Below are 12601 nucleotides of genomic sequence, written 5' to 3' on the forward strand. Positions count from 1 at the left end.
AGGCCGCGACCGACGGCATGGGCTTTGCCCATGCCCGCCCCAACTCTCACCCCGCTTTGCGGATGACCCCGTTTCGTTCTATACGCCCGCCATGGCCGATAATCTGTTCGAAGCGAACGTCCCTACCCCGCCCGCCTATGACGCATCGTCGATCGAGGTGCTGGAGGGGCTGGAGCCAGTCCGCCGCCGGCCGGGCATGTATATCGGCGGCACCGACGAACGCGCGTTGCACCACCTCGCCGCCGAAGTGCTCGACAATGCGATGGACGAAGCGGTCGCGGGACACGCGACCCGGATCGAGGTGCAGCTCGATATCGGCAATCGGCTGACCATCATCGACAATGGCCGCGGCATCCCGGTCGATCCACACCCGAAATTTCCCGACAAGTCCGCGCTCGAAGTCATCCTGTCGACGCTGCATTCGGGCGGCAAGTTCGCCGGAAAGGCTTATGCGACATCGGGCGGCCTGCACGGCGTCGGCATTTCGGTCGTCAACGCATTGTCGGTCGATACGGTGGTCGAGGTCGCCCGCGACCGGCAACTCTATCGCCAGCGCTTCTCGCAGGGGCAGACGCTCGGCCCCCTCGAACATGTCGGTGCCGCGCCCAATCGCCGGGGTACGTTGGTCGCATTCACCCCCGACGCCGAAATTTTCGCCGACCTGCAATTCAAGCCGGCGCGGCTGCACAAGCTGGTGCGATCGAAAGCCTATCTGTTCGCCGGCGTCGAGATTCGCTGGAAATGCGCGCCCGAACTGGTCGCCGGCACCGATGTACCGGCCGAGGCGGTGTTCCAATTTCCCGGTGGCCTTGCCGACCATCTGCGCGAACAGATTGGCGGCCGCGAATGTGCGACCGCCGATTTCTTCACCGGGCGACAGGATTTCCCGGGCGAGGCCGGCCGCGTCGAATGGGCGGTCGCCTGGCCGCTGTGGAGCGACGGCAGCTACAGCTATTATTGCAACACCATCCCCACCCCCGATGGCGGAACCCATGAACAGGGCCTGCGACAGGCGCTGGTCCGGGGCCTGCGGGGCTTCGCCGATCTGGTCGGCAACAAGCGCGCCAAGGACATGACCGCCGACGACGTGACGGTCGGCTGCGAACTGATGCTGTCGGTGTTCATCCGCGACCCGCAATTCCAGAGCCAGACCAAGGACCGTCTGACCAGCGTCGAGGCCGCCAGCCTCGTCGAAAAGGCGGTGCGCGACCATTTCGACCATTTCCTTAGCCATAATATGGAGCGGGGCAAGGCGCTGCTTGGCCTCGTCCTCGATCGGATGGACGAACGCCTGCGCCGCAAGGCCGAGCGCGAGGTCAAGCGCAAGACCGCCACCTCGTCGCGCAAGCTGCGCCTGCCCGGCAAGCTGACCGATTGCGCTTCCGACGATCCCGGCGGCACCGAACTCTTCATCGTCGAGGGTGATTCGGCGGGCGGTTCTGCCAAGCAGGCGCGCGACCGCAAGACGCAGGCGATCCTGCCGATCCGCGGCAAGATCCTGAACGTCGCCAGCGCCACCAGCGCCAAGATCCTAGCCAATCAGGAAATCGCCGACCTGATCCTCGCCATGGGCTGCGGCACGCGCAAGGATTGCCAGCCCGATGCGCTGCGCTACGAACGCATCGTCATCATGACCGACGCCGATGTCGACGGCGCGCATATCGCCACGCTGCTGATGACCTTCTTCTTTCAGGAAATGCCGGAGGTCGTCCGTCGCGGGCACCTCTATCTGGCACAGCCGCCGCTTTATCGCCTGACGGTCGGCGCCAAGTCGCTCTATGCGCGCGACGATGCCCACCGCGCCGAACTGGAGCGGACCGCGTTCCGGGGCAAGAAGGTCGAAGTCGCCCGCTTCAAGGGGTTGGGCGAGATGAATCCGGGTCAGCTACGCGAAACGACGATGGACCCGAAGACGCGCAGCATGATCCGCATCACCCTGCCGCAGGAATATGAGGAACGCGCGGCGGTCAAGGATCTGGTCGACCGGCTGATGGGCACCAACCCGGCCCACCGCTTCGCCTTCATCCAGGAAAATGCCGCGCGGCTCGACGACGAGGTGATCGACGCCTGATGATCGATTGACCCCCATCGGTCGGCCCCGCATGATCAGACGTAGGAAAAATCGGGGGAAAATATGGGGTTCGCCATCGGCATGATCGCTTTGGCACTGCAAGCGGCCGCGACGCCCGCCACCCCGTCCCCCGCCGCGCCGGTCGTGACCATGGCCGCACCGTCGCCGCAACTGAAGCAGCGAACCGGCGATGTGGTGGCGCTGTTCGGCGGCAATGGTGATTTCGACGCGGTCTTCGCGCCGTCGTTCCGCGCAGCCCTGCCAAAGGCGAAGCTGGATGCGCTGACCGCGCAGATCATCGCCTCGCTGGGCAAGCCGACCGGTGTCGAGAAGATCGAACCGGTCGGGCCACTGATGGCGCGGTTCAGGATCGGTTTCGAACGCGGGTTGTTGAACGCCGAAATCGCGCTCGATCCCGCTGCCCCGAACCAGATCGTCGGTTTGCTGTTCAAAGGTGCCGAGCCACGCGGCCAGCAGGCGGCGACCGTCGAAGCGGTGATCGACCAATTGGCTGCGATGCCGGGAAGAAGTGGCTTCGCGCTGTCGCGACTGGGGACCGGCGCACCGGTATCGATCGCGGCGCATGCTCCGACCACGCCGCTGGCGATCGGTTCGGCGTTCAAGCTGGTGATCCTCGCCGAACTGGTCCGGTCGATCGAGGCGGGCGAGCGCAAGTGGAGCGACGTCGTCACGCTCGACGGGTCGGCATTGCCCGGCGGCGGCTATGCGCAACAACCCAAGGGGACGCGCATTCCCTTGCGCGAACTGGCCGAGCGGATGATCTCGGTCAGCGACAATAGCGCGACCGACATCCTGCTGTTCCATCTCGGGCGGCGGAAGGTGGAGGCGATGCTGCCGGTGGTCGGCATGACCGATGGCGGGGCGCGTAACCTACCGTTCCTCGGCGCGCTCGAGGTGTTCAAGCTGAAGGGTGTCGATGGCGGCGCGCTCGGCAGCAAGTATCTGGCGATGCCGGCTGCGCAGCGTCGAACGTTTCTCGACGGGCCGGTCCGCGACACACCGATCGCCGCGATCCCGGCAGGGCTGTTCCAGGACGGAAAGCCGCTGCGTATCGAGCAACTGGAATGGTTCGCCAGCCCGAACGATCTGGTGCGGACGATGGACTGGCTGCGAAGCCACTTCGACGGCCCGGCTGGGGCGGAGTTGCGGGCGGTCCTGTCGAAGAACCCTGGCCTACCCGAACCGGCGGCAAGCTGGCGCTATGTCGGATACAAAGGCGGTTCGGAGCCGGGCGTCCTCACCATGACCTTCCTGCTGCAAGGCAAGGACGGCAACTGGTACGCGCTTTCGGGTGGCGTCAACAATCCGGCCAGGGATGTCGATACGCTGCGCTTTACCGGTTTGGTGAGTCGCGCGCTGGAACTTGCCGCGCCGCGTTAAAGGTGGGAGCCGGACGACCCGCTGCGAAATCGTTGCGGCTGCTTCCTTCCGGACCTGACCGGGTTGGCGACGGCATCGTCCGCCCGACTCCCGAGGGCCATATGGGCGAAGCGCCGCCCCGACGCAAGGGCGTCAGTTCGCCTTGCGCGGGAGCCGCGAATAGGGAAGGAAATCGTTCAAAGCCAATGACCCGCTCGGCATCTGCGAGGTGCGGTCGACCAGATTGACGATATCGATCCGGCACAGCTGCGTGCCGATCGTGCGGGTAACGAGAATGTCGTCCCGATCAAGGATCGGCGCGCCTTCGGGCCGGTTGACCATCAAGGTGCCGTTGTTCATCCGATAGACGATGCCAAGATCGGGTACGATCTCGCTCGATCGGATATCGCGCAGGTTGATGCAATTGACCGGCTTGCCAGCAGTCCGTCCCTCCACGATCCGCGCCAATTCCGCCTCTCCGGCAGCGGCACGATCCTGGGCGACGGCGGGGTTGGCGATCAGGGCGGAAGCAAGCATCAGGATCGGAAGGCGCATGGCAATAGTCCCGAAAAAGCGATGCGCAGGTTCATAAACGGTTGTAACTGAACGGGCGCTGACGGACGATCAACGCAGTCGACCGCCCGTACGCTCCATCCCGACTTACAGCGCGGCCGCAGCCTCGATGATCGGCACGAATTTCTCGGCGGTCAGGCTGGCACCGCCCACCAATGCGCCGTCGACGTCGTCGATCGACAGAATCGAGCCGGCGTTCGCGCCGGTGACCGAGCCGCCATAGAGGATGCGGATGCCATCGGCGGCATCGCCGACCATCTGGCGCAGCTTGGCACGGGCGATCGCATGGACCTGGGCGATCTCGTCGGCGGATGGCGTCCGACCGGTGCCGATCGCCCAACGTGGTTCATAGGCGAGCGTGAACCAGTCGCCGCTCGCCCCTTCGGGCACCGATTTCTCGATCTGCGCCTGCACTACACGCTCCGCACGGCCAGCGTCGCGCTCGGCCTCGGTCTCGCCGCAGCACAGGATCACGTCCAGTCCCTGCCGCCGCGCCGCCGCCGCCTTGGCCCAGGCATCGTGGCTGGTTTCGTTCTGATCGGCGCGGCGTTCGCTATGGCCGACAATCACCACGCTGGCCCCCGCCTCGCGCAGCATCTCGGCCGACAGGCAGCCGGTATGGGCGCCGCGATCATTGGCATGCACGTCCTGCCCGCCGATCCGCACCGACTTCGCGACTTCGGCGGCGTGATGGACCAGCGTCGCCGGCAGGCACAGCATGACATCGACATCGGGCGCGGCGGCGGCGGCGGCATCGATCGCCTCGATCTCGGCCAGTTGCCCACGCAGCCCGTGCATCTTCCAGTTCCCCGCGACCAGCTTGCGACGACTCATCGTTCCGGCTCCCAGCCTGTTTTACATGTTCTACAGCCGATAGCGTCTCTGGCGGTCCGCGCAACCTTGAAGCGGCGGCGGCCCGTCTCTAAAGCAGCCTCCTTTCATTCCTCTCGATCGGTTGCACGGATGCTCGGTTTCTTCAGGCGCATGACCAAGTCGAAGGTCGGCATCTTCATCGGTCTGCTGCTGCTGGTGGTGATTGCCGTCGGTTTCGCAATGGCGGATATCCAGGGCTTGCGTCCCGCATCGATGGGCGGTGCCGGTGCGGCGGTGGCGAAGGTCGGCGATCAGGAGATCAGCGACACGGCGCTGCGCGAGCGGATCCAGAACGACGTGCAGAACGCGGCACAGCGCCAGCCGGGGCTGACCACCGCCCAATATATCGCGGCGGGCGGGTTCGAGGGGTCGCTGGAACGCGCCATTTCGGATTCGGCGCTGATGCAGTTCGCCAAGGATCACGGCCTGGTCGTCAGCGACCGCTATATCGACGGACAGATTGCCAGCCTGCCGGCATTTCAGGGGCTGGACGGCAAGTTCAGCCAGCAGACGTTCGATCAGGCGCTGGCGCGCGCGCGGATCACGCCGCAACAGCTGCGCGACGATTTCCGTCGCACCGTGCTGACCCGGATGATGCTGGCCCGTACGATCGAGAACAGCTTCCTGCCGCAGCAGCTGGCGCTGCCCTATGCCTCGCTGTCGAAGGAATCGCGCACCGGCCAGGTCGCGATCGTGCCGACCGCCGCCCTGCCCGCGCCGGCGGCACCGACCGACCAGCAGTTGCAGGCCTATTACACCGCCAATCAGGGCCGCTACACCATCCCCGAACGCCGGGTGATCCGCTATGCGATCGTCAGCCCGGCGAGCGTCGCGGCACAATCGGCCCCGTCCGATGCCGAGATCCAGGCGGCCTATCGTGCGAACGCGGCGCGCTTCGCTCCGTCGCAGACCCGCACCGTGTCGCAGGTCGTCATCGCGGATCAGGCGGCGGCGAGCCGCGTCGCGCAGGCGGTCCGCGGTGGCCAGAGCGTCGCTGCTGCCGCTGCGCCGTTGGGGCTGGAGGCGACGACGCTGACCGGTCAGACGCAAAGCCAATTTGCCGCACGGACGTCGGCCGACATCGCCAAATCGGCCTTTACCGCGCAACAGGGCGCGGTGATCGGCCCGGTGCGTGCGCCGCTCGGCTTCGTCGTGCTGAAGGTCGATGCGATCACGCAGGTGCCCGGCAAGACGATCGAACAGGCCCGCCCGGAACTGGTCGCCGAGCTGACCAAGACCAAGAGCGCGACGGCGCTGGGTGCGGTGCAGGAAAAGATCGATGGCGGCATTACCGATGGCGCGACCTTCGACGAGATCGTTGCCGATGCCAAGCTGACCGCGCAGGCGACGGCGCCGGTTACGACGCAGGGGATCGACCCGATGAAGCCCGGCCAGCCCGACCCGGCGCTCGCCCCGATCATCGAGGCGGGCTTCGCGGCCGAAGCGGGCGACGCGCCGCAGATCGTGCAGACCCAGGCCGACGGTACCTTCGCGCTGGTCGCGACCGGCGACGTGACCCGCGCCGCGCCGCGTCCGCTGGCCGAAATTCGCCAGCAGGTGGTCGGCCAGTATCTGAAGGATCAGGCGATGAAGGCGGCGCGGATGATCGCGCAGCAGATCCTGAACAAGGTCAATGGCGGCACGCCGCTGAACACCGCGATTGCCCAGTCGGGTGCCCGCCTGCCCGCACCGCGGCCGGTGACCGCATCGCGCCAGCAATTGTCGCAACTCGGCGCGCAGGTGCCACCGGCACTGTCGCTGATGTTCGCGATGGCGCCGAAAAAGGCCCGGCTGACCGCCGCCCCGGACGGCGAAGGCTGGATCGTTGTCTATCTCGATTCGATCGCGCGCGGCGACGCAAGCACCGACAAGGCGGCGATCACCGGGATCGGCCGCGAATTGGGACGGCTGAGCGGCAATGAATATGCCGAACAGTTCGTCGAGGCGGTGCGCCGCCAGGTCGGCGTGACCAAGAATGGCACGGCGATCGGCCGTTTGCGCGGTGAACTGGCCGGGTCGGCCGCGCCCGCCGCGCAATGAACGGCGTCGAAGGAGTAGCGGCGGCGCAGGCCGCGCTGGCGGCGGGTCGTCCGGCACTGCTGTGGACGACGCGCGTGGCGGATACCGAGACGCCGGTCGCCGCCGCACTGAAACTGATCCAGCCGGGGCGTGGCGACTTTCTGCTCGAATCGGTCGAGGGCGGTTCGGTGCGCGGTCGCTACAGTCTGTTGGGCCTTGCCCCCGATCTGGTGTTCCGGGCGGAGGGGCATGACGCGGCGATCAATCCGCATTGGCTGACCGACCGGGAAGCGTTCACGCCGTGCGGCGAACCGACGCTGGCGGCACTGCGCACGCTGGTCGGGCAATGCCGGATGGACGTGCCCGCCGCGCTGCCGCCGGCGCTGGCATGTCTGGTCGGCTATTTCGGCTACGAGACGGTCGGGCTGGTCGAGCAACTGCCGCAGGCGGCCGAGGATGCGCTGGGCCTGCCCGACATGATGTTCGTGCGGCCGACGGTGCTGCTGGTGTTCGACCGGCTGTCGGACACGCTGTTCGTCGTCGCCCCGGTATGGCCGGGGGCGTCGGTCGAGCGATCGGTCGAGCGGATCGAGGCGACCTGTGCCGCGCTCGACGCCGCTACCCTGCCCGCGTCCACCCGACTGTCCGACGCCCCCGAGATGGCGCTGACGCCGACGCTGCCGGCGGGTCGCTATGGCGAGATGGTCGCGGCGGCGAAGGAGTATATCGCGGCGGGCGATATCTTTCAGGTCGTGCTGGCGCAGCGCTTTACCAGCCCCTTCCCGCTGGAGCCGTTCGAGCTGTACCGGGCGCTGCGGCGGATCAATCCGTCGCCGTTCCTCTATCATCTCGACCTGCCGGGCTTTGCGCTGACCGGGTCGAGCCCCGAGATTCTCGTGCGGTTGCGCGATGGCGAGGTGACGATCCGCCCGATCGCCGGCACGCGCCCCAGGGGTGCGACGGCGGCGGAGGACGAGGCGAACCGGACCAGCCTGCTCGCCGATCCGAAGGAACGTGCCGAGCATCTGATGCTGCTCGATCTGGGTCGCAACGATGTCGGGCGGGTCGCATCGAGCGGCAGCGTGCGGGTGACCGACAGCTATACCGTCGAATTCTACAGCCATGTCATGCACATCGTATCGAACGTCGTCGGCGCGCTGCGCCCCGATGCCGATGCGCTGGACGCGCTGTTCGCCGGGTTCCCGGCCGGCACCGTATCGGGTGCGCCCAAGGTGCGGGCGTGCCAGATCATCGCCGAACTGGAGCGCGAACGGCGCGGTGCCTATGCCGGCGGGGTCGGCTATTTCAGCCCCGACGGGTCGATGGATTCGTGCATCGTGCTGCGCACCGCCGTGGTCAAGGACGGGGTAATGCACGTCCAGTCGGGCGCGGGCATCGTCGCCGACAGCGACCCGGCCTATGAACAGCGCGAGTGCGAGGCCAAGGCCGGCGCGCTGCTGGCGGCGGCGCGCGAGGCAGTGGCGCAGGCGGCAAAGGCCCGTTTCGGACAATAGGCGCGGAAGTTGACGAAGTTTGCGCTACGTTAAGGTAGCGCGGGATAGTCGTGCGGTTGCAGTTGGCGAGCAAGGCGTTGGCTTTGCTCGACTTTCCTGCAGACAGTGATTCGGCGGACGCGCGGAAGTTGACACGCATGCTCCGTCAGCGAGGAAGGCCATGGACAGCATCCGTCGGGCGACGTTGCAGGATATCGATCGCGTCGCGCCGCTGTTCGACGCGTATCGACAATTTTACGGTCAGGACAGTGACTTAGCGGGCGCGCGCCGGTTCCTGACCGAGCGGACCGAACAGGGGCAGTCGGTGATTCTGATCGCCGGGGACGATGCGGGCTTCGCGCAACTTTATCCGAGCTTCTCGTCGGTGCGGATGCAGCCGACGATGATCCTGAACGACCTGTATGTCCGGCCCGAGGCGCGTTGTCGCGGGATCGGCGCGGCATTGCTGCATGCCGCCTGCGACGTCGCGCGCGAGAGCGGCGCGGCGCGCATGTCGCTGTCGACCGCGGTGGACAATAGCGCCGCGCACGCGCTGTATGTCCGCGCCGGATGGGAACGCGACGCGCAGTTCCATACCTACGCGATCGCGATCAGGTGACTTTACCGCCGAAAGAGCGGCGTGACGCTAGCGCGGGGCGCCGGTTGTAGGAAAGCGTCCGCGCTACCGCCTGAGCGCGATCCAGCCGAGCCAGAGCCAGCCGACAATCATCGCCAATCCCCCAAGCGGCGTGATCGGGCCGAGCACGCCGCGCGGGCCGCCGAGCGCCATCGCGTAAAGCGACCCGCCGAACAACAACCCGCCCGCCACGAACAGCCAACCCGGCCCGCGCGCGCCGAGGTTCAACGCGACCAGCGCGGCGATGGCGTGGGCGAGCTGATACTGGCCGCCGGTCTTGAACCAGTCGACCGCCGGGCCGGAAGCACCATGGGCACCGAACGCGCCGGCAGCGACGGCCATCGCGCCGGACAAGGCGGCGGCGAGCAGGAGAAGGTTCATCGGCTGGCTCCGGTCATGGTCATTGGCAATGGACGGCGGCTATCCCCGGACGATCCGCAGATAGGCGTCGAGCACCGCCTGGTTGGCGCGATCCCACGCATAATCCTTGGCGTCTTCATGGCCGGCAAGGCCCATGCGCCAGCGCAGATTGGCATCCTCGCACAGCCGGGCGATCGCATCGGCATAGGCCGGCACGTCGCGCGGCGGCACGAGGAAGCCGGTGCGGCGGTCGTCGACCAGCCCGACCGCGCCCGATGCACGGGCGGCGACGACCGGCACGCCGGCCGCCATCGCCTCCAGCGTGACGTTGCCGAACGTCTCGGTGATCGAGGGGTTGAAGAACACGTCCATCGACGCGACGGCACGGCCGAGATCGTCGCCCGCCTGAAAACCGGCAAATACCGCGTGCGGGACACGTTCGGCGAACCAGTCGCGCGCTGGACCTTCGCCGATGACGAGAATGCGGTGTTTGACGCCGCGCCGCTGCAGTTCGGCGGCAACGTCGGAAAAGATATCCAGCCCCTTTTCCAGCACCAGCCGCCCGAGAAAACTGACCGCGACCTCGTCGTCGCCGATACCGATCGAGCGACGCCAGTCGAGGTCGCGCATCGCCGGATTGAAGCGATGGTGGTCGACGCCCCGCGACCAGATGCCGATCGGGCTGGTCACGCCCCACTCCTGCAACAACTCGGCCATGCCGCGGCCGGGCACCATCACCTGATCGGCGCGGTTGTAAAAACGTTTCGACAGCGCCAGCGCCAGCGGTTCGAGAAAGCCGATGCCGTAATATTGCGGATAGGTTTCGAAGCGGGTGTGGAGCGAGGCGAGCGTCGCGATGCCCCGTTTGCGGCCCCAGGTGAGCGCGCGGTGGCCGAGGATATCGGGCGCGGAGACATGGACGATATTGGGCCGAAACGCTTCGAGATCGGCGCGCGTCTTCGCGGTCAGTCCGCGCGCCAGCTTATATTCGCCGCGCCCGCCCGGCATGCCATAGGCCGGCACGCTGACCAGATCGCCGGTCGGGGGGAATGCCGGATGGGCGACGGTCGGCGAATAGACGCGCAGCGCCACGTCCCGGTCGAGCAGGTGCCGGGCGAGCCGGTTCAGCGCCTGGTTCGCGCCGTCGCGGACATAGTTATAGTTTCCGCTGAACATCGCCACGCGGAGTTGGGAAGCCTTCATCGCCGCGCCATAGCGCGGGTGCGCCCCGTACGCCACCGGAACGCATTGCGCACACGGACGGTTGACCGTGCCGGCAACAGGAGTGGGCGAATGAGTGATAGCTACAAGAAGGGTGCCAAGGTTTCGTGGTCGTGGGGCAACGGCACGGCCGAGGGCAAGGTCGAGGAACGCTTCGACCGCCGCGTGCAGCGGACGATCAAAGGTAGCAAGATCACCAAGAACGGCACCAAGGACAATCCGGCGTATCTGATCGAGCAGGACGACGGGACCAAGGTGCTGAAGCGCGGGAGCGAGTTGGACTAAATCCCTCATTATCCTCCCCGGCAGGGGTAGGGCGACCAGCCGCAGGCTGGTGGAGGGGCGTGTCCACGGACGGAACCGTTGCGATCTGGGACGCCCCCCTCCACCACCGTTTCGCGAAGGTCCCCCTCCTCTTACAGGGGAGGATTTCATTCCCCTTTCGTTCCGCTTCTGCTACGGCGCCGCCATGGCAAAACCCCAGAAGCGCTATGTCTGTCAGCAATGCGGATCGGTCTCGTCGAAATGGGCGGGGCAATGTGCCGATTGCGGCGACTGGAACACGTTGGTCGAGGATGCCGGTGCGGTCGTCACCCCCTTTTCCGCGCGGCATAATCTGCAAAGCGGCGGCCGGCCGATCCTGTTGTCGGGGCTGGATACCGATATCGCCCTGCCCGAGCGGCTGACGACCGGCATCGCCGAACTCGACCGCGCGCTGGGCGGCGGTTTCGTCGAGGGGTCGGCGACGCTGATCGGCGGCGATCCCGGCATCGGCAAGTCGACCCTGTTGTTGCAGGCGGCAGCGAAGCTCGCTCTGGCAGGCAAGAGCGTCGCCTATGTATCTGGAGAAGAAGCAGCAGATCAGGTGCGGTTGCGCGCGCGGCGGCTGGGCCTTGGCACCGCGCCGGTGCAACTGGCAGCGGCAACGTCGGTGCGCGATATCCTGACCACCTTTGGCGGTTCGGCGGCACCCGACCTGCTCATCATCGATTCGATCCAGACGATGCACAGCGACCTGATCGAAGGTGCGCCCGGCACGGTCAGCCAGGTGCGCGCTTCGTCGGGCGAACTGATCCGCTTCGCCAAGGAACGCGGGACGGCGGTGGTGCTGGTCGGGCATGTGACCAAGGACGGATCGATCGCAGGTCCGCGCGTGCTGGAGCATATGGTCGATACGGTGCTGGCGTTCGAGGGCGAGCGCAGTCATCAATATCGCATCCTGCGCGCGGTGAAGAACCGCTTCGGCGGGACCGACGAGATCGGCGTCTTCGCGATGGAGAGCGAAGGATTGTCGGAAATTTCAAATCCTTCCTCGCTGTTCCTGACGAGCCGTGACGAGAATGTCACCGGCACGGTGGTGTTCCCGGCGCTGGAGGGAACGCGGCCGGTGCTGGTCGAGGTGCAGGCGCTGACGGTGCGGCTGGCCTCGGGCGCGACGCCCCGGCGGGCGGTGGTCGGGTGGGACTCCGGGCGGCTGGCGATGATCCTCGCGGTGCTGGAGGCGCGGTGCGGTTTGGCGTTCGCGACCGCCGAAGTCTATCTGAACATCGCCGGCGGCTACCGGGTGACCGATCCGGCAGCGGACCTCGCCGTGGCGGCGGCTTTGGTATCGGCGCTGTCGGAGCGGCCGGTGCCGTCGGATGCGATCGTGTTCGGCGAGATCGCGCTGTCGGGCGAGGTGCGGCCGGTGGCGCATGGCGCGTTGCGGCTGAAGGAGGCGGGCAAGCTGGGGTTCGGGCGGGCGCTGGTGCCGTCGGCGCAAAGTGCCGAAGGCGGTGCGGTGAAGCTGTCGGGGTTCAAGGACCTGCCGCGGTTCGTGGATTATATGTTGGGACGGTGAACTCCTCCCCGGCACGGGGAGGGGGACCAGCGAAGCTGGTGGAGGGGGTTTGCGGCATACGGATCGTTGCGTTGCGGGGCGCACCCCCTCCACCACCGCTTCGCGGCGGTCCCCCTCCCCGCGGGGCGGGGAGG

At 67.0% G+C, this 12601-nt stretch carries 11 protein-coding genes and 1 other RNA gene; 7 read left to right on the forward strand and 5 right to left on the reverse strand.

Going from position 1 to position 12601, the window contains the following annotated elements; genetic code table 11:
• Nucleotides 1-91 precede the first annotated feature (91 nt).
• Both parE and ACZ1JS_RS08215 read left to right on the forward strand, forming a co-directional pair.
• Nucleotides 92-2071 (forward strand): DNA topoisomerase IV subunit B, encoded by a 1980-nt coding sequence (gene parE, locus ACZ1JS_RS08210; protein ID WP_465168492.1) that lies wholly within the window; start codon nucleotides 92-94, stop codon nucleotides 2069-2071.
• A gap of 63 nt (nucleotides 2072-2134) precedes the next feature.
• Nucleotides 2135-3472 (forward strand): serine hydrolase, encoded by a 1338-nt coding sequence (locus ACZ1JS_RS08215; RefSeq protein ID WP_465168493.1) that lies wholly within the window; start codon nucleotides 2135-2137, stop codon nucleotides 3470-3472.
• Here ACZ1JS_RS08215 and ffs read toward each other — a convergent pair.
• From ffs to tpiA, 3 genes are all read right to left on the reverse strand, one after another.
• An RNA gene (ffs, locus tag ACZ1JS_RS08220) (signal recognition particle sRNA small type) lies at nucleotides 3472-3566 on the reverse strand. The two genes, ACZ1JS_RS08215 and ffs, sit on opposite strands and share 1 nt — an antisense overlap.
• 38 nt (nucleotides 3567-3604) lie before the next feature.
• A complete protein-coding gene (locus ACZ1JS_RS08225) occupies nucleotides 3605-4006 on the reverse strand; it encodes a hypothetical protein (RefSeq protein WP_465168494.1) in 402 nt (133 codons plus the stop codon).
• Nucleotides 4007-4111: 105 nt separating this feature from the next.
• Complete coding sequence (gene tpiA / locus ACZ1JS_RS08230; protein WP_465168495.1) at nucleotides 4112-4858, reverse strand: triose-phosphate isomerase; 747 nt, start codon at nucleotides 4856-4858, stop codon at nucleotides 4112-4114.
• A 129-nt stretch (nucleotides 4859-4987) separates the two neighbouring features.
• Between tpiA and ACZ1JS_RS08235 the strand changes: the two genes are divergently transcribed.
• The 3 genes from ACZ1JS_RS08235 to ACZ1JS_RS08245 all read left to right on the forward strand — a co-directional run bounded on the left by ACZ1JS_RS08235 (nucleotide 4988) and on the right by ACZ1JS_RS08245 (nucleotide 9028).
• Nucleotides 4988-6937 carry a peptidylprolyl isomerase gene (locus tag ACZ1JS_RS08235; RefSeq protein WP_465168496.1) on the forward strand — a complete coding sequence of 650 codons (1950 nt, stop codon included), beginning with the start codon at nucleotides 4988-4990 and terminating at the stop codon, nucleotides 6935-6937.
• Nucleotides 6934-8430, forward strand: coding sequence for an anthranilate synthase component I (trpE, locus tag ACZ1JS_RS08240; protein WP_465168497.1), 1497 nt, complete (start codon nucleotides 6934-6936; stop codon nucleotides 8428-8430). Before ACZ1JS_RS08235 ends, trpE begins: the two co-directional genes overlap by 4 nt.
• Nucleotides 8431-8590: 160 nt before the next feature.
• Nucleotides 8591-9028 (forward strand): N-acetyltransferase family protein, encoded by a 438-nt coding sequence (locus ACZ1JS_RS08245; RefSeq protein WP_465168498.1) that lies wholly within the window; start codon nucleotides 8591-8593, stop codon nucleotides 9026-9028.
• Nucleotides 9029-9091: 63 nt separating this feature from the next.
• On the opposite strand, the gene ACZ1JS_RS08250 is transcribed toward ACZ1JS_RS08245, so the two are convergent.
• Both ACZ1JS_RS08250 and ACZ1JS_RS08255 read right to left on the reverse strand, forming a co-directional pair.
• Nucleotides 9092-9427: a DUF423 domain-containing protein gene (locus ACZ1JS_RS08250; protein WP_056506212.1), complete on the reverse strand. Its 336-nt coding sequence runs from the start codon at nucleotides 9425-9427 to the stop codon at nucleotides 9092-9094.
• 39 nt (nucleotides 9428-9466) lie between these two features.
• A complete protein-coding gene (locus ACZ1JS_RS08255; protein WP_465168499.1) occupies nucleotides 9467-10609 on the reverse strand; it encodes a glycosyltransferase family 4 protein in 1143 nt (380 codons plus the stop codon).
• A 90-nt stretch (nucleotides 10610-10699) separates the two neighbouring features.
• Here ACZ1JS_RS08255 and ACZ1JS_RS08260 point away from each other — a divergent pair, with 90 nt between their 5' ends.
• A complete protein-coding gene (locus ACZ1JS_RS08260; protein WP_465168500.1) occupies nucleotides 10700-10912 on the forward strand; it encodes a hypervirulence associated TUDOR domain-containing protein in 213 nt (70 codons plus the stop codon).
• A 184-nt stretch (nucleotides 10913-11096) separates the two neighbouring features.
• Nucleotides 11097-12467 carry a DNA repair protein RadA gene (gene radA, locus ACZ1JS_RS08265; RefSeq protein WP_440490346.1) on the forward strand — a complete coding sequence of 457 codons (1371 nt, stop codon included), beginning with the start codon at nucleotides 11097-11099 and terminating at the stop codon, nucleotides 12465-12467.
• Nucleotides 12468-12601 lie beyond the last annotated feature (134 nt).

This window comes from Sphingomonas sp. BL-S-05 (genome assembly GCF_055521695.1).